General features: G+C 41.4%; 19 protein-coding genes and 1 tRNA gene. 12 read left to right on the top strand and 8 right to left on the bottom strand.

From position 1 onward, the window contains the following. The first annotated feature begins 27 nt into the window (after window positions 1–27). Entirely contained in the window at window positions 28–255 is a 228-nt protein-coding gene (locus KP803_RS00100; RefSeq protein WP_248006797.1) for a hypothetical protein, read from the top strand. Between the two features lie 86 nt (window positions 256–341). Here KP803_RS00100 and KP803_RS00095 read toward each other — a convergent pair whose 3' ends face one another. Beyond that, window positions 342–1,757 carry an aminotransferase-like domain-containing protein gene (locus KP803_RS00095; RefSeq protein WP_248006796.1) on the bottom strand — a complete coding sequence of 472 codons (1,416 nt, stop codon included), beginning with the start codon at window positions 1,755–1,757 and terminating at the stop codon, window positions 342–344. 139 nt (window positions 1,758–1,896) lie between these two features. Between KP803_RS00095 and KP803_RS00090 the strand changes: the two genes are divergently transcribed. Further along, the gene (locus KP803_RS00090) at window positions 1,897–2,088 is read left to right on the top strand and encodes a hypothetical protein (protein ID WP_248006795.1); all 192 of its coding nucleotides are present in this window, start codon (window positions 1,897–1,899) and stop codon (window positions 2,086–2,088) included. Window positions 2,089–2,221: 133 nt separating this feature from the next. On the opposite strand, the gene KP803_RS00085 is transcribed toward KP803_RS00090, so the two are convergent. The 4 genes from KP803_RS00085 to KP803_RS00070 all read right to left on the bottom strand — a co-directional run bounded on the left by KP803_RS00085 (window position 2,222) and on the right by KP803_RS00070 (window position 8,724). Beyond that, window positions 2,222–3,106 (bottom strand): radical SAM protein, encoded by an 885-nt coding sequence (locus KP803_RS00085; protein ID WP_248006794.1) that lies wholly within the window; start codon window positions 3,104–3,106, stop codon window positions 2,222–2,224. Between the two features lie 126 nt (window positions 3,107–3,232). Next, the gene (locus KP803_RS00080; RefSeq protein WP_248006793.1) at window positions 3,233–6,937 is read right to left on the bottom strand and encodes a response regulator; all 3,705 of its coding nucleotides are present in this window, start codon (window positions 6,935–6,937) and stop codon (window positions 3,233–3,235) included. 164 nt (window positions 6,938–7,101) lie between these two features. Further along, window positions 7,102–8,157 (bottom strand): response regulator, encoded by a 1,056-nt coding sequence (locus KP803_RS00075; RefSeq protein WP_248006792.1) that lies wholly within the window; start codon window positions 8,155–8,157, stop codon window positions 7,102–7,104. Window positions 8,158–8,499: 342 nt separating this feature from the next. Next, window positions 8,500–8,724: a hypothetical protein gene (locus tag KP803_RS00070; RefSeq protein ID WP_248006791.1), complete on the bottom strand. Its 225-nt coding sequence runs from the start codon at window positions 8,722–8,724 to the stop codon at window positions 8,500–8,502. A gap of 359 nt (window positions 8,725–9,083) precedes the next feature. Here KP803_RS00070 and KP803_RS00065 point away from each other — a divergent pair, with 359 nt between their 5' ends. The 4 genes from KP803_RS00065 (at window position 9,084) to KP803_RS00050 (ending at window position 13,276) form a co-directional block, all read left to right on the top strand. Then, window positions 9,084–10,700 carry an ATP-binding protein gene (locus KP803_RS00065; RefSeq protein WP_248006790.1) on the top strand — a complete coding sequence of 539 codons (1,617 nt, stop codon included), beginning with the start codon at window positions 9,084–9,086 and terminating at the stop codon, window positions 10,698–10,700. Continuing rightward, entirely contained in the window at window positions 10,697–11,383 is a 687-nt protein-coding gene (locus KP803_RS00060) for a response regulator (RefSeq protein WP_248006789.1), read from the top strand. The genes KP803_RS00065 and KP803_RS00060 overlap by 4 nt, the downstream gene beginning before the upstream one ends. A 123-nt stretch (window positions 11,384–11,506) precedes the next feature. After that, a complete protein-coding gene (locus KP803_RS00055; protein ID WP_248006788.1) occupies window positions 11,507–12,271 on the top strand; it encodes a substrate-binding periplasmic protein in 765 nt (254 codons plus the stop codon). Between the two features lie 27 nt (window positions 12,272–12,298). Further along, window positions 12,299–13,276 carry a chemotaxis protein CheV gene (locus KP803_RS00050; protein ID WP_248006787.1) on the top strand — a complete coding sequence of 326 codons (978 nt, stop codon included), beginning with the start codon at window positions 12,299–12,301 and terminating at the stop codon, window positions 13,274–13,276. A gap of 173 nt (window positions 13,277–13,449) precedes the next feature. Here the strand turns inward: KP803_RS00050 and KP803_RS00045 are convergent, their stop codons facing one another. Then, window positions 13,450–13,635: a hypothetical protein gene (locus tag KP803_RS00045; protein ID WP_248006786.1), complete on the bottom strand. Its 186-nt coding sequence runs from the start codon at window positions 13,633–13,635 to the stop codon at window positions 13,450–13,452. Between the two features lie 213 nt (window positions 13,636–13,848). Here KP803_RS00045 and KP803_RS00040 point away from each other — a divergent pair, with 213 nt between their 5' ends. Next, the gene (locus KP803_RS00040) at window positions 13,849–14,508 is read left to right on the top strand and encodes a DUF2726 domain-containing protein (protein WP_248006785.1); all 660 of its coding nucleotides are present in this window, start codon (window positions 13,849–13,851) and stop codon (window positions 14,506–14,508) included. On the opposite strand, the gene KP803_RS00035 is transcribed toward KP803_RS00040, so the two are convergent. Both KP803_RS00035 and KP803_RS00030 read right to left on the bottom strand, forming a co-directional pair. Then, the gene (locus KP803_RS00035) at window positions 14,505–15,602 is read right to left on the bottom strand and encodes a GGDEF domain-containing protein (RefSeq protein ID WP_248006784.1); all 1,098 of its coding nucleotides are present in this window, start codon (window positions 15,600–15,602) and stop codon (window positions 14,505–14,507) included. The genes KP803_RS00040 and KP803_RS00035 overlap by 4 nt on opposite strands. 270 nt (window positions 15,603–15,872) lie before the next feature. Continuing rightward, a complete protein-coding gene (locus KP803_RS00030; RefSeq protein ID WP_248006783.1) occupies window positions 15,873–18,164 on the bottom strand; it encodes a glycoside hydrolase family 9 protein in 2,292 nt (763 codons plus the stop codon). 276 nt (window positions 18,165–18,440) lie between these two features. Here KP803_RS00030 and KP803_RS00025 point away from each other — a divergent pair, with 276 nt between their 5' ends. The 5 genes from KP803_RS00025 to KP803_RS00005 all read left to right on the top strand — a co-directional run bounded on the left by KP803_RS00025 (window position 18,441) and on the right by KP803_RS00005 (window position 22,062). Then, complete coding sequence (locus tag KP803_RS00025) at window positions 18,441–19,460, top strand: AbrB family transcriptional regulator (protein ID WP_248006782.1); 1,020 nt, start codon at window positions 18,441–18,443, stop codon at window positions 19,458–19,460. Between the two features lie 244 nt (window positions 19,461–19,704). Next, window positions 19,705–19,781, top strand: a tRNA-Val gene (locus KP803_RS00020). Between the two features lie 745 nt (window positions 19,782–20,526). Beyond that, window positions 20,527–20,829: a hypothetical protein gene (locus KP803_RS00015; RefSeq protein WP_248006781.1), complete on the top strand. Its 303-nt coding sequence runs from the start codon at window positions 20,527–20,529 to the stop codon at window positions 20,827–20,829. Continuing rightward, complete coding sequence (locus KP803_RS00010; RefSeq protein ID WP_248006780.1) at window positions 20,813–21,364, top strand: hypothetical protein; 552 nt, start codon at window positions 20,813–20,815, stop codon at window positions 21,362–21,364. Before KP803_RS00015 ends, KP803_RS00010 begins: the two co-directional genes overlap by 17 nt. A gap of 113 nt (window positions 21,365–21,477) precedes the next feature. Further along, window positions 21,478–22,062, top strand: coding sequence for a hypothetical protein (locus KP803_RS00005; RefSeq protein ID WP_248006779.1), 585 nt, complete (start codon window positions 21,478–21,480; stop codon window positions 22,060–22,062). Window positions 22,063–22,154: the final 92 nt, after the last annotated feature.

Genomic DNA, 22,154 nt, shown 5'->3' with positions numbered 1-22,154 from the left:
AATGATGATGTGTGTGGTGTTGATTAAATGATAACCCAGAAAGAGAACAATTATTGTAAGCGGTGTGAGGATACGACCTCTCATATCGTTGTTTTAGTAAGGGACGAACCTAAAGAGAACAAGCTAACTGACTTCTTTAGTGGAATGTTTAAAAGCGCAGCAGTTGGAGCGTTTGAAGCCTCGATGGATGATTTTTCTCGACATAGCATTTGTGAACAGTGCGGTACTAAAACCGTCAACGACAATCTTACATAGTTAATGAAAGATCGCGTTTTGAATTGATAAAGGCAGCTCATGTAGCTGCCTTTTTGTTTTTCTATCATGCTCGTTTTTCTATTGCGTTAAATGAGCTTTGTCATTAATACGCTTAATCGCTTTAAGGCTCTTTCTACTTTTTCAGAGATCTCAAGCGATGCATTCAGTCTAAAGCAATGGTTAAATTGTTGATTGGTTGCAAACATTTCTCCCGGAGCAATGCTGATGTCTTCTTTGAGCGCCAATCGATAAAGTTCAGTCGCATTGATATGAGTTGGCAGCGCAACCCATATAAAATAGCCGCCAGTCGAGTAATGGACATCAACTTCTTTAGGCATAGTACTTCGCAGTAATTGCCATGTTTGAAACTTTCTTTGCTCGAGCTTTCGTCTAAGTTGCTTTAAGTGGTTTTCGTAATGCCGAGTTGATAGATAATTAGCGAGCGTAAGTTGTACTGGAGCGCTGGTTGACAGAGTACTCATGAGTTGCAGTTTTTGGATTTTCAGCGCATTCTTTCCCGCCGCCACCCAACCAATACGAAAACCCGCTACCAGTGACTTTGAAAAAGAGGAGCAATGTAAGGTCATACCTTTGGTATCAAATGCTTTTGCGGGAAGTGGTTTGGTATTTCCATAATAGAGCTCGTTATAGACGTCGTCTTCAACTAAGTAAACCGAATGAGCGCTAAGTAGCTCTATGAGCCGTTTCTTTTTTTCATCGGAAAGGGTAAACCCCAACGGATTTTGAAAGTTGGTCATCAACCAGCACGCTTTTACTGGATGAGTGCTTAATGCCTGTTCGAGCGCGTTAAGGTCTATGCCATCTTTGGGGTGAGTCTTAACAAAGAGTGCGCGTAAATTGAGCCTCTCTAAAGCTTGAAGTGCGCCATAGAAAGCAGGGGATTCTACGACTACCCAGTCGCCCGCTTGGGTTACTGATTGTAGACTTAAATTCAGTGCTTCCAGGGCACCCGCCGTAATGACGATCTCGTCTGGATTTACGGTGATACCTTGAGACGCATAGCGCTTGGCGATGATCTTCCTAAGGGTCTCATTTCCTGGAGGAAGGTTATCTAACGCATGAGAGGTGGGCATTTCCCGCGCTGTTTTCATCAAGGATTTGTTGACTCGGTTTTGCGGATAAAGGGTGGCATCAGGGTAGGCAAAGCCAAAGTTTGTCACGCTTTTCTTTCGGCTCGCTTGCAAGATATCAAACACGAAATCATTTATATCGATGGACTCAGATATTTGAAGTTGGTTTTGGTGATTAGCTGCAGGGGCTATTGAATCTGGGACTTTGGGGGCAACCACGTAGCCAGAGCGAGAGTGCGATACCACCCAACCTTGGCTTTCCAATAACTGGTAGGCATTCATCACGGTCATTAAACTAAACCCTGACAACTCCGTTTGCTTTCGTAAAGAGGGAAGCTTGCAACCAATTTCCCAAACATCGTTTCTTATTTGATCTTTAATTTGCTCGGCAAGCTCTACATATTTAGCCAATGACAATCTCTTTTATCTTGCGTGTGTAAGGTGTTACTCCATCTGTTATAGATAATAGTCTTAAACCTGTATCTATTATAGGTGGAGTGATCACAAGTATGATGACGATAACTTAAAAGAGTGAATTGGAGTTGATACGATGAGTCGAGTTAAAAAAGAGATCTTACTGTGCACTGTTGCCATAGTACTTGTGTTGCTAAACGTAGTAGCGCACCTCCTTGGCGGGAAAATGTTTGTTGAGTTACCTCTAGCAGAAGTGACCGTTGCGTTGACTCCGTTGGTAATGATATTTCTCGGTGTAGTTGGGCTTAAGGTGGCGGGAGAGCAGTAATGCCGTTCAGGCCATGGCTCAATTTTTTCAGTTTACAGAAGCTCAACGAAGAAAATTCGATACAGCGCTCTCTTTACTTGAGAAAATGAATATATTGGCCGTGTTCGCATCATCACCTTATTCAGAGGCGCTTTTATAAGCCTCGTTGCCACTCTTGGCGCAGTGGAATCATACTTGGCTGGCTTATAGCGAGGTCAACTTTGTCTATAAGCTTTTGTTTATCTTTGCCAAGAATGCCTTTGAGGACAAGATAATTAGACGCGTGGTCAGAACGAAAAATGGTTTTATTTAATTCTAGGTTTTCTAATAGCCATCTTATCTCTTGAAACAGCTCGGGTTGATTTAACTGACGAAACTCTCCGTTGAAACCCTTAGCAAAACGTTCTTCACCAAGGGGAAACGAAACGACCAGTGTTGAAAGATAATCAGGCTGAGCAGCGTTCATTAGTTTTGCGGAATTAATGGCATGCTGGTGGCTAAGTTTCGGGCCACCTAAGCCGTTTAAGATCATAACCGAGCTTTTCATGCTTGCCGCTTTAATTTTATTCAGAGCGATCAATGAAGATTCGAAGGTTTCACCTTTCTCAACCTTATTTAGGACTTTGTCATCACCACTCTCACATCCTACATACATGAGTGATAGCCCTAGGCTTTTGAGCTCTGATAGTTGCTCAACGGTTTTATTGGTTAGGTTTCTTGGCAGGCAGTAACTTGATATACGTTGAACGTTAGGTAAGTAGTGGTTAATCAGTTCGCAAATTTCTTTTAGGCGGCGAAAGGGTAGCGTCATGGCATCGCCATCCGCGAGAAATACCCGGTGAACCTGTGCCCCTGATTTGGCAATCATTTGAAGTTCTTGCTCAATCTCTTCCATTTTCTTTGGACGGAATTTCTTTTGAGGTTGTGTATACATGTCGCAAAAGGTGCAGAGATTGTGACTACAGCCGTTAGTGACTTGTAGAATCAACGATTTCCACTCAGAAGGTGGGCGAAATACAGGTTCGATGTAATCGAGCATGGCGATTCACTTAGTTTTATTATTTAGGGCAAATGTTATCCCATTTCGAGTTCAGGGAAAATGATAGTGCTCTTACTTCGCTATGTGCCCCTATGGAATAGGGGCCAAATGTTTAAAATATCGATGCTACGCTGTCGTACTTCTGGTCGCTAATATTTCTTGCGCAGTGTCAAAATCAAATTCTTCTAACGCGCTCTTTAGTTGTATTAGCTCTGAATCTGATATGCCGATGACGTGGCTATTGTCTATTTCATCAACAAGGCTAAGTGCATCGGTATCGTTCGCATCAATGGTGAGTTTAAGAGCGTCGAAGGTGGCTTGGTCAAAGAGCTTTAAACCTAAAGACTCTGCTACTTTTCCATTGGTTTTATCAGCCTCGGCTTCAAAGCCACCATCGCCAGTTTGTGTATCTACACCGAGTACCTGACTTGATTTAACGTTGCTAATGGCTAATTCAAGCTCATCCGTCATCTGTTTCGCAAGACTGCCCACTGGCGTGTCGGTACCAATCGCTGCCTCTAAAGCAGCACAAGCGGTGTGTAGTGATTGAGCACCTATGTTGCCCGCAACGCCTTTGAGACTATGCACATAACGTTTTATCTCTTCCTCAGAAGAGGCGTTGAGTGAGTCTTGAACTTTGTTTGTATCTTGATAGCTGTCTACAAAACGTCTTAATAGTTTCTTATACAGGTTTACGTCGTTGTTCGCTCTGACTATGCCTGCTTCTGTCTCAAACCCTTCAATAAGAGGTAAAGATTGCGACGTGTTTTCTGCATTATGTGAGCTACCAGTTAGCGCAGTATCGGCTTGGAACGTAATAGGGGTTTTAGGCGTTACCCATTCTGCTAAGGTACTAAACATTGCTCCAACGTCGATTGGCTTAGCGATAATGTCATTCATTCCACACGCTTTGGCTTTTTCTTTGTCTCGCTCCATGACATTGGCTGTCATCGCAATGATTGGAATGTCATGATCGTCTAACTCTTCTCTTATCCAAGCGGTGGCTTCGTAGCCATCCATGATTGGCATTTGGCAGTCCATCAAAATCCCATCGAATTGATACTGTTGGTGCTTCTCAATGGCTTCTTTTCCATTTTCTGCAATGGTGACAGAAATCTGCTGGCCTTCAAGTAACTCAACAGCCAGCTCTTGGTTAATTTCATTATCTTCAACCAGAAGCAGTTTTGCGCCGGCTAAATGCTGAATATTGGCTAACTGAGTCTGCTCTTGAACATCACTACGACTAACACGCTCTGAGTCGATGCCATAAAGGCCAATAATCGCATCATACAAATGAGATGAAGTAATTGGTTTGTCTAAAATATTCAGTGTAGGCAGGCCGCGCTTATTGAGCGCTTCGCCGAGTTCTTCTCTGCCGTATGAAGTTAACATTAAAATCTTAGGCGCTTTTTCGAACGTGAGTGTGTTAACTACGCTGTCAACGAGGTCGATACCGTCTTTACTTGGCATCTGCCAATCGGAAATAATGAGATCGAAAGGCTGAACGCCTGATTCGCTAGTTTGTGTTAATTGCTCAATGGCTTGATCAACGCTCGATACGGATGACGATTGAAAGTTTAACGAGCTTAGTACTTCGGTCACGATGATACGTGCACTGGCATTATCATCAACCACCAACACATTGAGTTGGTCGAGGGTAGGGGGAACTGTGATTGTATCTTGCTTAAGGCTATTACTTACCTGCATTTTGCTTGAGAAGGTGAACATTGAACCTTTGTTGACTTCGGTTTCTACTGAGATTGTTCCGCCCATTAAATGAGTTAGCTCTTTACTTATCGCAAGGCCAAGCCCCGTCCCACCGTATTTTCGAGTCGTTGAGCTATCAGCTTGTGTGAACTTATTAAATAGCTTGCCAGCTTGCTCTGGGGTCATCCCTATGCCGCTGTCTGATACATCAAATTGGAGGGTGATACCGTCACTGTCTTTATCACGTTCGAGTACTCGGATAGCGATCTTGACTTCACCTTTCTCGGTGAACTTAACGGCGTTGTTCGCCAAATTGATGAGGATTTGGCTGAGCCTTAAAGGGTCGCCAACTAAGGTGGTTGGTACGTCTCTATCAATGTGGATAAGTAGTTCTAGGCCACGCTCTGAAGCTCGTAACCCAACTAAATTAGAAATATTATCGAGTACATTCTCCAAGTGGAAATCCACGTTTTCGATATCGAGCTTGCCCGCTTCGATTTTAGAAAAGTCTAAAATGTCATTGATAAGCCCAAGGAGTGAGTCCGAAGAGAGCTTCACTTTTTGAATGTAATTACGCTGTGCTTTGGTGAGGTCGGTTTTCAGTGCAAGGTAACTCATACCAATAATCGCGTTCATTGGCGTTCGTATCTCGTGGCTCATATTGGCCAGGAAGTCAGACTTCGCTTGGTTAGCGGCGTCTGCATCATCTTTTGCGATGGCTAGGCTCTTTGCTAGGCGCTCTAAAGCAGAATGAGATTTATTGGCTAAGAGCCCTAAGAGTAACAAAGTCACGAGAAATATAACGCCACCAATGGCGAGGTAAGTCGTTATGTTTCCAGACTTTGAAACGATGGAGAATTGCTGTTCGAATGAAGGTGAGAGGTACGCTTCAAATAGAGTGTGTAGTTCATCTAGTGTTGAAACTAACTCGGTGGCTGACTCTTTTTTATCAACAAGCTGACGAAAAAGCGCGAGATACTCCTGAGTGTGGGCAAGTATCTGTCCGGTATTTTCGTAGTGAAGTGATGTGTTAGATTGAGAGTCGATGGATTCTAACAATGATATCGTTGAGGTGAGTTCATCGATAACTTGGTTTGAAAGCGTGTCTTTCGCTTGCAGTGATTTCGCCATTGAATAATCGCGATCGTGCTGCTGTGCACGATTAAGAATGGCTTGTAAGTAAAGTATGTTGGCACCAACGGCAAGGTTTTTACTGATGTATTCCTGAGTGTCGTTTACCTTGGTGTGGCTTAACGAAAGCTGTTTTTCTATGTCAGATCTAGCGGCGTTGGCGGCTTGTATCAATGAAAGCGCGGATCGTTCAAGCTGTGTAACGATGCTTTTTCTTAAAGTGCTTTGTTTGCTTACGCCTCTTAGCTGAAAGAAGTATGTCATGTACTGGTTCTTTTCTTTTTCAACTTTGAGTAGTAGTTCATCATTTTGAAAGAGCGCTTCAGGACCTTGTCGAGATAGAGCGACTAAGGTCTGTTCGAGTAATTGGATTTGATTTTGGAAATTAGCGAAGTCGTGAGGGTGTTGGCTGATTAGATACTGTTTTTCAGCGCTCTGGGCCGAGGCGATCAGGCTCAACGTTCGATGCGTTAGAAGAGCGATCTCAGATATCTCTTCTGTCATTTCTCGCTGTTGCTCTAATAAAGCTAAAGCGCTCTGTTGTTGGCTGTCGTACTTATCTAGCGTCTGACCAATGAACAGTGACGCTTGTTGCGCTTCCTTATTCATCATTTGACGAATTGTGGAGACCTCTTCGTCGACGCCTATATAGTGTTTAAATTGATCTTGGTAGTTAGGCACTAACTGTTGAAGCTGAGATTTTAGCTCAGCGTCGTCGGTTTTCTCGATAAGCTTCTGAGCAGTAGTGATCTCACTGAATAAGCTATCAGCCGTTTGCGGTTCTGGGCTATGGATATAGTGTTGTTCAAGAACGTTTATATGATCAAAGGAAGCGTTTATTTGTGCAGAGTTGGCGTATTGATCAACCGTCGCAAAACGGGTGGTGAGGCTATACCAACCTAGTGTACCTGCAATAACGAGTAAACAAGACGCGAGAATGAACCCTAGAAGGATACGTCGCGAATCTAATGTAAAGTTAGTAACTGAGAGCATTTATTTAGCTTCCCTTTATAAATCTTTCTTGAAACAGCCACGCTACCTTTAGCGTTAAATTTCAATGAGAACAATGAATAATCACGGGTTTATTTCCCCCGTTTTGTTCGTCATAACATGTCTTCATCTATCGTAGAGGGAGGCTGTCCTTTACGTAAAAGAGTCTACTCTTGAGCTTCAATGACATGATCGTCGGTGAATGACTCTTTAATAATAAGTGCTTGGTCAAGTTGTCCTAGAAACACGTCCACTAAGTAAGGGTCAAAGTGTTTGCCTGCTTCTTCTTTAATTAACGTTACCGTTTTTTCAATTGACCACGCCTTTTTGTATGGGCGCTCACTGGTTAAAGCATCAAATACATCAGCAATGGCAACGATACGGGCACTTAATGGAATGTCTTCACCCTTGGTACCATGCGGATAACCACTACCATCCCATTTCTCGTGGTGAAAAAGCGCGATTTCTCTTGCCATTTGAAGAAGCAACGAGTCACTATCACCTATTATTTCCCCCCCAATTTTGACATGCTGCTGCATGGTATCCCATTCGTCTGAGTCCAGCTTTCCGGGCTTTCCTAGTACTTTATCTGGAATACCGATTTTACCAATGTCATGCATAGGTGAGGCTTGAAAAACGAGTTCTTTCCAACGTTCGTTTACATCGAGTTGTTCGGCAATGATCCTTGAGTAGTGGCTCATTCGAATAACATGCATGCCGGTTTCATTGTCTTTGTATTCTGCCGCGCGGCCAAGGCGTTGGATAATCTCTAACCTTGTTTGTTCAAGCTGTTCGGTGCGTTTTTTGACTTTAACAGCAAGTTCAAGGTTCTGATTGTGAAGTGCTATATGAGTTTGAACGCGGGCTTTCACTATTGGGGGGCTAATGGGTTTAGTGATGTAATCGACAGCCCCCATTTCAAATCCTTTTTGTTCGTCAACAATCTCTGCTTTAGCGGTGACAAAAATGATTGGAATATCAACCGTCATCGGGTTGGACTTGAGTTCCTGGCATACCTGGTAGCCATCCATTTCTGGCATCATGATGTCTAATAAGATGAGGTGAGGCTTAGGCGTGGTATTGGCGATCTGGATGGCTTTTTTACCGTTTGTCGCTGCTTTGATCTTGAATTCATCAGAAAGAATACCTGATAAGGTGTGAATATTATCCGGTATATCATCTACAACGAGAATGACGGGCTTTTGAGCAATGTCGCTTTGCATGCGTGTTAAATCCTTTTAACTGCTTAACTGAGTGTGTAATTCACTATTAATGAGTTTGTTGAGTTGCGTTCACTACCCTTAAGAATAATAGTTATTTTTAATATCAATACGAACTTATATTGATCATTGTATTGAATTTCAGGTTCGATCCCAAATTTGATTGGTTGGTTTGGACTATTGGTGAAAATTTGTAGGACGTTGTATAGGGAAGTGCTTAAGTTTGTGACTTAACGAGGCTATTAGTATTGGCCAGAATGAGAAACACCCTCAACGAAGTCATTGAGGGTGTGCTACACAGGGGAGAATCGCGCAGACTTTAGCCGATTTGAAGCTTTGTCTGAGCTATTTCATAACGTGGCAGCTAAACTCAGCTCGCCATAAGAGTTCATTTGAATCTCGCATGGTGCTGAGAACTTCTTTACCTGAAAGTTGAGGGTAAGCTTGCATTACTTTTACATCACTATTTTTCTCTAGTGACTGATAAGCCCTCACGTGAGTAAAGGTAGTATTTAAGTTATTTGACAGCATGGATTTTGATAGGCAAATCCCAAAAACGTCCTTTTTCATCGTACTTTCCTCTGTACTTATCCTAGCCGGATAACGTTATTTACAATCAAAAGCAGTGTAGGTTTTATTGTTTGCTTTTGATGTTCTGAGCCTAACCAGAGAGTTTAACCCTTAAGGGTTGTATTTGGCCTAATAGAAGTATACTCAAATAAATGAGGGGTGCACAAAAAATAACCTAAAATTGATGTGACTAAAGTCAAAATTTAAAATGCATTTAGTTTTATATGTTTTCACCTTTTTGTTCATTCAGCGTATTAGAAATAACCACTGGCGTTGCTTCCTCACAGATATGAAGGGCTATTATCTTCTTTTTGTTAAATAAGTGTTATTTTTATCAGAATAATCAAGGAGTGAAACGTATGAAGTGGAGCCGAATTAGCTTTCGTAAACGAATGCTAATTATTATGACGCTATCGGGTCTGGTAGAATTGCTGATTCTAGTCGCAGCGGGTTTTGTCTACGTAAAGCATTCTCAGGAAAAAGAGATGGGCGAAAAGGCGTTAGGCGTGGCTTCTTTTCTCGCTAAGTCTCCTTATGTTCAAAGTGTGATTTCCAACTCCGATACAAAGCATCAACAGCGCTTTCGAGACTTAACCACCATGATTGGTGCAGCTTTTATTGTTATTGGAGATAAGCAAGGTATTCGCTTGATTCATCCCATTGATGAGCGTCTAGGTCTACCAATGAAAGGTGGTGACAATATTAGAGCGTTGACAAACGGTGAGGCCTATATCTCCTTTGCTCAAGGCTCACTTGGTCACTCTGTTCGAGGAAAAACCGCGGTATTTGACGATGACGGAAACATTATCGGAGTGGTATCCGTTGGTTATCTTATTGATCGTTTGCAAGACAGGGTTGAGCCATTTCTTGCGTTTTTACTGGCAATGGCACTATTGGTTGTTATCGCTAATGCCATTATTTCAAATTATGTCTCTCGTCGTTTCCAGCGCGCTATTTTAGGTTTTGAGCCCGAAGAGATTGGGCGCTTGTATGTTGAGCTAGACGTTACCATGAGTACCTTAAAAGAGGGGATATTAGGAATTGATGCAAGAGGGAACCTTCGGTCAATTAACAAAAGTGCATGTGATATTTTAGGGATAAATAAAGAGAAGTCGCTCAATAAGCCGCTTTCAAAAGTGATTCCAGATAGTGATCTTTCCGTTGTTTTAGAAACGGGTGAGACAGATACAGATATTGATATATTCCTAAACAACAAACGATTAATTGCTAACCGAAGTCCAATTGTTGTTGATGGTGTCGTGGTTGGCGCTGTATCGAGTTTTCGACTGCGAGATGAAATCAACGTGTTAAGTGAGCAGCTTTCTCAAACCAAGGCGTACGCTGAAATGTTACGTTCACAAACCCATGAACACCGCAATAAGTTAAACAGTATTAGTGGTATGGTTCAAATGGGTGAATTAGAAGCCGTTCAAAAGCTCATTGGTCAAGAGACCGCGCATTATCAAAGCTTAATTGAGTTTTTACGAGAAACGATACGAGAGCCTTTAATAGCGGGAATGTTGCTAGGAAAAACGGAACGTGCCCGTGAATTGGGGTTAGAGCTATCCGTTGAAGAGGGATCAAGGCTAGAAACGCTCCCAGAACGGATTAACCCAAGTGACGTTGTCACTATTATTGGTAATTTAATAGACAATGCGTTTGATGCCACCATGTCAGCTATCGGTGAGAAAGACTTTATTCAGAGCTCTAGAAGGGAGATAGAAGTCTCTGTGAGTGACTATGGCAGTGAGATTATATTGGAGGTATCCGATCAAGGCGTTGGCTTACCACGTGATATTTCTGGTGAACAGTTATTGGAGAAGGGGATATCAACCAAGGCTAGCCAAAATAGGGGGGTGGGTCTTCACCTCGTTAATCAGCTAACGTTAAAATATTTTGGTCAATTAGAAATGAGCGACAATAAGGAGTTTGGAACAAGAATGACAGTCTATCTACCTAAGGAAGAGCAGAGATGATTGAGCAAACGCGAGTGATGATTATTGAAGATGATGTCGGCATTGCTGAGTTACATCATCGTTATTTGATTCAGATGGGAGGGTTTGAAGTTATCGGAATTGCGACCACCCAAACAGAAGCCGAAATGCAACTCGACATATTAAAGCCCGATCTTGTACTTCTAGATGTGTACCTGCCCGATGGAACTGGATTGGATATATTGCAAAAAGTTCGCGGAAGTAACCAAGGCTGCGATGTGATTTTGATCACTGCCGCTCGCGATGTCGACACTCTTCAACAAGCGATGCGCGGTGGTGTGGTCGATTACTTGCTTAAGCCTGTCATGTTTCCTCGTTTAGAAGCAGCGTTGAAGAAATATCAAGCTCAAAAGAGCCAGTTAGACACGACTGATGATTTAAACCAGAATTTAGTTGATAAAATGCTTCAATCAAGTGCCGCGACCGAGACCAAAACACAGCGCTTACCAAAAGGTATAGATGGCGTAACTCTAGATAAAATACGTAATCTATTTTCTGAGCCAGTTAGTTTAACCGCTGATGAAGCGGGAGAAAGTATTGGTGCGAGTCGAACCACAGCAAGGCGTTATTTAGAGTATCTCATTAGTTCAGGCGAGCTAGAAGCCGACCTAAATTATGGTACCGTTGGAAGGCCAGAGCGATGCTACAAAAAATTGGCACGCTAGATTAGAAAAGAGTCCTGAAGTCGCCAAGAGTATTTCAGTTAGAAAGAGCAATAAGAACTAGACGATACCATTTTCGCTACCTACCTTTAATGATAGATGTGTTAATTACATATAGGTGCAACCATGCGTGCTATACAACGTATTGCGTTTCTATCATTGATCTTTTTCTGCAGTGTTGGCAGCGCATCAGAACTGAATGACCTTAATTTTCTAACAGAAGAATATCCGCCTTATAATTACTCCAACGGCAATGAAATTCAGGGGATTGCCGTTGATTTGCTTATTGAGGCCTCTGTAATCGCTAAAAGTGAAATCCAACGCAAACAAATAAGCATGAAACCATGGGCGAGAGCCTATCGCACGACACTGATCACTGACGATACCGTGTTATTTTCAACCACTCGAACCAAACTTCGTGAGCACTTATTTCAGTGGGTAGGCCCTGTAAGTACAACCAAAATCGTCGTTATCGCAAAGAAAACGAGCAATATTGAAGTGACTGAGGCAACCGATTTGATCCAGTATCGCATCGGTGTCATTAGAGATGATGTTGGTGAACAGCTATTAACAGAGTTAGGTGTCCCAAGAGATTCGCTGCAAGAGAGCTCTTACGCTAGAACGATTGCAGGCCAATTAGAGAAAGGACGAATTGACCTTTGGGCCTATGAAGAGAATGTCGCTAACTGGTGGATATCTCAAGCGGGTTTTAATACTGATGACTATGAATCGGTATTTGTGTTGCAAGAAGGCGAGCTATACTACGCTTTCAACAAAGATGTCGAAAATATCCTTATCGAAAAGTTGCAACAGGCCATTGATAAGGTTAAAACTAATGTGAATAACGATGGACTGACTCAATATGATGCCATAGTTAATAAATACCGATAACGATAATTCAAATATAGATGTGATGACATGAGCCAAAGCAGCAGTACGATATTAACCGAGAGTGGTACCAATGAACTTGAAATTATTGAGTTTCATTTAGAGAAGCAGTTACCTGATGGTAGTACGAAAACATGTTACTACGGAATTAATGTCGCGAAAGTACGTGAAGTGATCCAAGTTCCTGATACAACGGATTACCCGAATGCTCAGCCGCATATGGTTGGCGTGTTCTCCTCGCGAGATATATTAACGCCACTTGTGGATCTTGCTGGTTGGTTAGGTGTTCCTACTAAAGCTGAACTCGAAAAAAAGTTTGTTATTGTGACCGACTTTAATCGAATGACCAACGGATTTCTTATTGACAGTATTAGCCGTATTCATCGTATCTCTTGGAATGATGTAGAGTCACCAAGCCAGTTCTTAGAGGCTGGAGAGCAAGACTGTGTTGTTGCGGTAGTTCGTAAAGACAAAAATCTCATTATGATCTTGGATTTTGAAAAAATCATCGCTGATATCAACCCTGAACTGAGTATGGAAAAATATGATGTGAAGGTCGATCGCAACGTAGATCTTAACCAGAAGATGGTGACTAAGCGTAATGGCAAAACGATTATGGTGGTAGATGACTCAGCATTTATACGCAGCCTGATACAAGATACTCTTAGTTCAGCAGGGTACAACATCATTGCTTGTAAAGATGGTGGTGAAGCTCATGAAAAATTGATGGAAATAGAGCAAGTCGCAACGACTGAAAATATGTCGGTTGATGAACTTGTTAATGCAGTTGTTACTGATGTGGAAATGCCTCGAATGGACGGCATGCACCTTCTTAAACGATTGCGAGACACGGCAGTGTATGAGAGCACACCAATCGTTATGTTCTCCTCATTGATGAGTGAAGATAATCGCTCCAAAGCCTTAGCGTTAGGCGCTAACGATACCATTACGAAGCCTGAGATCGGAAAAATGGTCGCTATGATGGATAAATACGTTTTTGGTGAATGAGTTAATACGAATAATAAGATAAAACAAAGCCCTATACTTCTAACTTGAAAGAGTTTCGAGCATAGGGCTTTGTTCTTATATCCTATTTAGCGCAAGGCTTAATTCTTGGTTGTTTGTTATAAATATGTAACTTAAGTTTAGTGCTGACTATTTTTTACTAATAATAGCCCTAATTAATTGTCAATTCCTCTAAGCAGTTCAATGAGCTCATTTTCCGTTTTTGGTTCTCTTGCCAAAGTAAGCTCAGGTGATGAGCCACCCTTTAAAACGTAAGCTCGAGTGCTGCAGTGGTCATAGTGGTACCAGTAGCCATCAACACAGACATCAGTATAACAGCGAGGATCTTGTTTTAATTCCATATGCCTTTCTCCATTTACACTTGCGTAACACTTAAGACCATAAACGATTACAAATTATGTAAAAATGATCTATATCAATAAAGTTGGATAAGTGTTCTTTGTTTGTTATTCAAATGGATCTGCTTTATCTCCCAGAATTCGTACATTTAATGGCGATTAGGATAAACTTCATTTAATAATTAAGAGGTTAACGATTTTAGAGTCTGATTAGTAATGGAAAATATTTTTATAGTCGTTGTAATACTGGTTGTGTTTTTCATCTTTGTACAAAAGCGCTTGGTAAAGGATGAATCGATAAAAGACAGTGCATACAAGCGAAAAGGGCCGTTGCTTAATATGCAAGAAACCGCGATCTATAATGCGTTGGTCTCCGCTGTTGGTGTGCACGGTGTCGTTATGTCTAAAGTTAATCTATCGAATGTACTCGCTCCTGTCGCGACCGATAAAAAAGGATGGTTTGTTGCTAATAATCGCATCGCGAAAAGTTATTTTGATTTTGTTATTTGCGACCCACGTACCTTAGAAGTTCGTGTTGCTATAGAGCTTGATAATGGAAGAGAGCTTGATAAAGGAAAGGTAGAACGACAAAAGTTGCTAATGCATGTATGTAAGTCAGCCAATATTCCATTGATTGGCACGTCTATAAAGCACAGTTACCAAGTGGGTCGATTAAGACGATTGCTTGCTGCTCACATTGATCTTATTGAACCGTCCAAAGAGGTTCGTTTTTGTAAAAAATGCGGTAGCCCAATGGTGATTAAAGTTGCTAACCAAGGGGACTTTAAAGGCAGGCGTTTCTTTACGTGTAGTCGACAGCCTCAATGTACCTATACCGAAAACTATAACGTGGTATTTGATGAAGGTGAAGGTTAGTCAGACTCTGCTGACTGAGTAGGATGCGATGAAGCGGTTAAAGTGGTGTTTTTAAATGCTAACGAGATCGCTTCTTTCTTTTGCTCGGAGCATACCATCACTTGATTTCTACCGTTTTTCTTTGCTCGATATAACTCACTATCGGCCTTAGCAAGTACCTCGTCGAGATTAATAGCAGGGCTGCACTCACAGACGCCAATACTCACCGTCAGTTTTAAGGGTTGAGAGGATAATTGAAATGTGTGTGTGGCGATTGTTTCTCTAAGCACTTCAGCTAAACGCTCTGCCTGAATAAGGTCTGTGTGAGGCAGAGTAATGCAAAACTCTTCTCCACCAATTCTAAAGACTTGCGATTCACCAATATTCTTCTTTAATAGCTTGGTTGTTTCTACAAGCACCATATCACCAACAGAGTGGCCATATTGGTCATTAACCTGCTTAAAGAAATCAATATCAAGAATGAGCAAGCTCAGTGGCGCGTTCTCTGCTCTTTGTAAAATAGGGTATTGATGAGTCAGCGCTAAACGGTTGTAGGCATTTGTTAAGACGTCTTTAGAAGCGAGAACCGATAAGCTTAACTCTGATTTCTTACGGTTTGATTCAAATAAATGTGCAATCAACCAGATGGCAAAATAGCTAGTTGATAAATTTAATAAAATCATGATATTAAATTCAATGCCTGTTAGGCGCATCTTGAACGTGATTATGGCGATTTGGAGAGCGAAAAATACAGCCGAATTGACAGAGCCGTACTTCTGACCAAGAAGAAGATAGAAAAAGAGAGGGAAAAAACAACTCCATACAAAGACGGCATTTTCTAGTGGCAAAAGAAATGTCGCTAAATTAACGATTGATGCAAGCATTGTGGTGAAGACGAGTATTGAACGGTAGGTGTGCTGAAATTGTCTAGAGCGTAGAGACAAATAGAGTGAGTAGAGAGCAAAAACCAAATGACATACAGCCAGTAAACTTTCATTAAGGATAGCAAAGTTATAGGCCGAAAAAATAAATGAGGTTATGCCTAATATTAAACTCAGCCAGGTAATGACAGCAGCACGAAGCTTGTGTGAGTTACTGAGTACATCCGCATCCATTACACTTTCCCAACAACGGGCTAATCCCCTAGTATTTAGGGGTGAATGATAGGCATTTTTACTAAGGATGCAATTAAAAGTGGAATGAATATCACAAAAATGTGAACCTCATAAGAGACCAGTTGCTAAGTTGTTGTGTTTGTTCGCGAAATAGATTGAGTTAAGAATATGCAACTCTTTGCTCATTAATGGTGTGATTTCATCATTATGAAAAAATAAAAAGGTGACGGGATGCCACCTTTCAGTACACAGCAATATGAAGATTGCGTGCTAAATATCGAGGTTACCTTCGTCTAATGCTGTGGTTAACCACACTAATGGGGCATTCCAGTTAATGGTGATCTCATTCATTGTCCACGCTCCTATCTTATCGACAAAGCATGTTTGTCCAATACAGTTACCCTGCATCCCCGATGCTATTGGATCACTAAAACTGGTTGAGTTAGGACCACCAATGAGTGCCCCCGGCGCGGGTTTAGGAAAGCTATCACTCGCCACGTTTGCCCAAAAACGGTGATGAGGTTGCTCTACGGAATACTGCCCATAACCTGTTACATAGGAAATATTGAGTGGATTGCCACCAAGAATATAGTCCATGCCATTAGCCGCCGCTTTAATGAAAGCAACATCGCCACTGTAGTCGTAACCATAAATGAGGAAAATACCGCGATTTGCTAGGTTGGAGTTGGATCCCCAAGGGTACTCTTCAACAGAGTAGGGGATAGCGTAACCCTCTTTGGACACTTGCTCCTGATACGCTTTAGCTGTGGAAATGATATTTTTGCGAGCTTGGTTAATCTGTGATTTATCAAGTTTATTAGGGACTAATGCAAGACTGAGCGTTGCAAGAGGCGAGGTGTATTGCCAAAAAATATCACCCGTTGTTTCAATATTCCCTTTAGGGGTGTCTAAATGAAGCGGAGAATTTTCGACTTCATCTTGGTAATGCTTCTCTCCCGTTGTAATAAATAACTCAGCCGCGGCCCAGTAAAATTCATCGGCTAACTCCAAATCATCATAAGGGCCAGAGCCTAAGAAGTTATTGTAGGCATAGATCTCAGGATTATTGTTCGCCGCTTTCCAGGCATTTTCCGCCGCTTTTAAACACTGTTGTGAAAAGGCGCTATCAATGGATTTCCAAATTCGAGCACATTGCGCGCCAATTGCAGCCACATTAAGCGTTGCGGCCGTACTCGGTTGGCCTACATGTCGATTCTCTTTATCTTGATGCGGAGCAAGTGGAATACCCGTCCAAGATTCGTCTGCTATTTTATGAAACACAAGATTAGAGGCATCGATTTCTGACAGTGACAGTTTTTCGGATGCCGATTGATTACCGACTGGCGCGAAGACTTTTTTACCTTCTGGAATTTGCATTGAGAGCATAAATTCAATGTTCCAACGTGCTTCATCGAGCAGATCGTTAACACCGTTATTATTCTCAGGAATTTGAACACTACCATCAGGAAAAGGAACATCGACATGATCAAGCCAAATGCCACGTTCATAGAGATTAAGAAGTGTCCAAGTGGTAATCCCGCTATTTACCGTGTATTTCCCGTGATCGCCGGCATCGTACCAACCGCCTGTTACATCGATTTCGAAATCACATCCCGGCCATTTGTTTCCCCAAGCGTCTGTTTTATCAAAGCACGAAACCACATCAGATGGGTGACCAGCAGGCCTTGCTAAGTTATTTCGTTGCACGTATTTTGCGTCTATTTCGATCCCGCTTCGGTTTTGATAAAAGTAAGAGAGCGCATCATGTTTCATTTCAGCGTAAATAGAAGGGCTAATATCGAACGTAAACGACTCAATATCATCGATTTTGAGTTTTAATCCTTGCTGTTCCGTTTTTAGGTAGCTCAGGTCGATATGATGAACCATTTCCCCTGATGCTTTATTAAAGCCAAAAGGAATAGTGCGGCCCATATCAATATTGATTCCATTAGAATCAAGCAGTTTCCACCTTAAAGGTTCGCTCGAGTCAGAAGCAAAAAATGCTTTTTTGTCGGCTAGCGGCAAGAAACCGACTTGGTTTACTCGTAAAGGAGAGACACTTCGGTCTTCCACATACGGTTCTCCATTAATGGAGACGTTTTTCACACATACGACCGCTTCTTTTTGTGCGCCCATTTGAAATTGAAACTCTGCCCCTGCATCGTTGGGTAATTCTTGATTAAACTCGTATGAGTAAGATTGCCATTCTGGTGCCAGTTTGGTCTGTGTGACAAAATAATGTGTATAGGGAGGGCCTTCATGCTGAATCAAGGTTTTTACTTGCGTAGGGATGTTTGCCTTTGCTTCAAACGAAATATGATAATCATTACCTTGAGCAAGCCCAATATTGGCATGACCTAAAATAACATCCCACGGGTTGCTGCCTGCACTTGAAATGGTTGCACAGGCTTCCGCATTATTCACACTCACCGACGTACCCGCTACCCACCAATGTGCTAGCTCTTTTTCGAAGTTTCCGTTGGTCAACATTTCTTGACTGGCGTGACTTTGGGAAGTGACACCTAGTAATAATAGGGGAAGAATAATTGTATTTATTTTCATCGACTTCTCTCTTTATATTCCTTGTCTGATTACCGATAGAATGAAAAATGAACGATATAACAACAAGGTTGAGCGAGGAGTTTCGTGATCCATTAGTCAACGAAATCATAGAATCGTGATTGATAGATAAACATGCAAGTGGCGTATGAATGAGTTTCATCACTAAAAAATTCGTTCCTCTATTTTGATGATTTGAAGCCACTTCTGACACATGTAGCAAGCAGACAGCTGATAAATTCCTATACAATATGGGGATAACAATAGAAGGGAATTTGAATGTTTAGAACGATAAGTATCGCGCTAGTAGGCTCGGTTGTTGGATATTTGTTGGGCATTCCAATGGGAGAGCTGTTTGGTGCGGTCATCGCGATAGTGTTTGCTAGTCACTTTGGTTGTAACGCGCTGTTACTGCCTAAACATACGATCGTATTTATTCAGACTGTTCTGGGTATGAGTGTAGGTTCTGTCGTTTCTTTTGGCGTTATTACAGAACAATTTAACCCGGTCTTGTTGGTTGCGTTGATTTCTTGCTTAGCAATACAAACAATGAGTGCTTATTTATGGTTAAGAAAGCGGGAAGGGTGGAGTGACATAGACAGTTTTTTAGGTGCTATTCCTGGCGCATTGGCAGCAATCTTGTCGATGGGGGACAAATATGCCAACGCTTCCCCAAAGGTGATATTTGCTCACTCGGTTCGTCTGATTATTTTAGTGACGACGGCGGCCATCGTTTCTTATTTTACATCATCGAATATAGCCGAAACTACAAGCAATCCAAATTGGACGTTAAATGTTGGAATAGTCCTTTTAATTGTTAGCTTACTTAGTCTTACGTTTGGTCGATTAGCAAGTAAAGTCGGTATTCCTGCACCTTATATGGTGATGGCCTTACTGGTTTCGGTTGTAGCAAAAGAAGTACTACCGCAGGGTGGTTTCATTGTTCCGACAGTATTGGTTTCACTTTCAACCATGGCGTTAGGGGCATTTCTTGGATTGCGCTTAACTGAAGTCGCGATAGAACATGTCATGAGTTATGTTAGGGCTGGTGTACTGGTGACATTTATTAGCTTGTCTGTGACTGTTCTGTTTTCTTACGTCATGAGTATAGTCACTGGTGTTGAGTGGATTGTGTTGTTGTTATCTTGGGTCCCAGGAAATGTGGAAGCGATGACTGCTGTTGCACTCATGTTAGGGTTAGAGCCCGCGTTTGTTATGATTAACCATGTTGTGAGGTTAGGGGTTTTACATACGCTTCCTCTGTTCTTCCGACGGTTCCTTATACAACAGAAGCAATAGAGTGAAGAAAAATAGAGTTCTTTCTTGGAATACGTTATTTGAGCTTTTAAATGCATAAATAGTGACGACTTGTTAATCAAGTTGTTGAGTTAGTGAGCAAACGCACTCAATGGTACGAAAAAATGCATTATCAGAGTTGACGGGTGCGTAATGAATAGTTAATATCTATCTCGTTCTCAAGGCAAAGTAACTTCTAAATAATGCGTTGATTTATAACGAATTAGATAAAGCCTTAAGGAAAAATGCCCGCTTAGCTCAGTTGGTTAGAGTACTTGCATGACATGCAAGGTGTCACTGGTTCGAGTCCAGTAGCGGGCACCAAATTCGTTCATTATGAACAAGCAAAAAAGCCCACCTAGTGTGGGCTTTTTTGTGTCTCAAATTTCTTGTTTTATTAGTCACTTTTCTATTCATTACTCTAGCAAAGCTAACAACCCTCTCAGTAGTGCTTTTTCAGTTTAGTTTTAAGGTGAGTTGGTCAAAGCTTTTCGTTATCAGTAAAAAGTTAACTGTCCATTTAAACGTAACAAGCTAGCCGTTACAAGGAGCAGCTGTTAGATGGATTTTTTCAGTATTTTGTGATGGCTAGTGAGTTTGGTTGATTTTAATACACTGATTTACATAATTAAATGGATTAGTATGGTTATATTCTAAAAAACTAGACGGCGGTAGCGTGGAAGACTATCTGGAAAAAATCCGTCTAAAAAGCGTTAGTCGTTTAATGCTTTGAAAGGTTTTAAGGTTAAAGTTGGTTCAGTAACTTTCGGCCTATTGTTTTACTGGCAATGTTTTTTGGCGCTACTGGATCGCATGATGTTAATGTTCAATTTAGGGCGCTTCGTTTGGCCGAGTTAAATGCAAAGCCTTGCACTATGTAGGTTCTACAAATGTCGTGCACTGGTTTTAGTAACGAGAGCTTGTGCTAATAATCAGCATTCAATGGCAAAGCCACCGACTAACAAGTTAATCAAGTGGTCTTATCAACGCTGGGCACTCTCGGCTTGAAGTCTGATAGGCTTGGTAAAGTGCGTGGTAACAGCCACTTATTAAAGCGTTAGGTGTAAATTTGACATTAGATATCTATCAAAAAATTGAAAAAGATTTCGGTGACGATGCAATTGAAGTACATGATGCATTGAAGGTTTTAGATGCTAAGACAAAAGGGCTTATTAGTAATAGGCTGATTCGAGCAATTATCTTTTTAGCAAAAGGTGATGTAGAAGCATTTCATCAAAAGGTTAAATTAGCTCAGGTAGATTATAGAGATGTTCTGTATCAAGCTGAATATAATTACCCTGAAAATGAGAGAGTTCGAGATTTCAGTCAAACTTTCTATCAACTTGGTTTACTTAATGGTAAATCCACCTAACAAGCTGTTCAACTTGACAAAAAAACAGCGGGTTATTTCGCTTCGCTCAATTTTAGCCCACTGCATTTTGCAAGTTAACAAGGGCGTTAAATGGCAATTGAAGGTGAACATGGATTACAATGAATATTACAATATAGTTTTTGCCCCCATAGAAAAAGAGTATGGGAAGTTTGACGAAGAAACTATGACTTCAATAGTTGGATTTTCTATGGGAGGGCCTGTGTCTATGTCTTCGATAAACTCTAAGAGGTTATATGCTTCCTGTGAGTTATCTGTTTACCCTGAACAAAAAAAGTCAACGGATGGCTACAACTTCGAGTTTTTGTCCACTGGCCATTTCAATGCGGAGACATGTCAAAGCATATTTACTGCACTAGGTAATTTATCTTTCAATGCAAAATTAGGCAACGGACATACGGTTGATGTATCTGGTGTTGTTGATGATGAGTCTGTTAGCTTAGTTAAGCTTTCTCTGTTTAGTTGTTCTGAATACTTGAACGAAAAAATCGCTATATATGAAGTAAGTCCTGCGTAGCCATTTAACAAGCGCTTTAAACGGAAGCAAAAACGCTGGCTTTGCTCCTCCGTCGCTGAGTATGGCCAGCAATTTTGCTCCGCTTAAGCGGGCGTTAGGAATAAGGAGTATTCATGAAGCACATTACAATCGTTCTTTTGGCATTATTTGCCATAACAGGATGTACTTCCGCATTGTGGGAACCTCCTACCTTTACAGAAAAGGTGACTGGTTACTATGTCGTTCCGGACAAGGATCTACTGATCATTGGTGGTGATAGATATAGTTATATTTTCAATATTTCTGAAGACTTCAAAGATATTCTATCAGCAAGTCATGAATTTGATTTTCAGCCAACGTACGATTATTTTAAAATTAATGACAATAATACGGTAACTGGAGTGCTGAAGTTGACCACGGATGTTGCCAGTGATTCATTAAAAGCAAAAGTTCTTTTAGGGTTAGGTTTTACAAAAGCATCAAACGGGCTTGCATATAAAACTCGACTGTCAGGCAAGTTGTATCAGATCGAAGGTGAGCTCCAGGTTACTTCCTTCGATAAGGAACAACTTATTATAGTGGAGGAGCCTGAAGGCGGAATTTCAAAAGTAGGGAAAATTGTAGTTACCCCTGTTGCCGTCACAGCGGATGCCATTGCTGTTGTTTCTGTATTGTCATTGCTGACAGTCGGTTATTATTCAGCGATCGTCTCAGAATAATTCCTAACAAATTGTTCAACTGGATTCCAAAACGCGTGGCAACTTTGTAATGGTCAGCTTTTGTGATTAAGGTGATCATATTGGGTTTGGTA

Origin of the sequence: Vibrio amylolyticus (assembly GCF_023145695.1) — a bacterium.
GTDB lineage: Bacteria > Pseudomonadota > Gammaproteobacteria > Enterobacterales > Vibrionaceae > Vibrio > Vibrio amylolyticus.
Note: the sequence above shows the minus strand (reverse complement) of the source record. Positions and strands in the feature narration are given on the sequence as shown.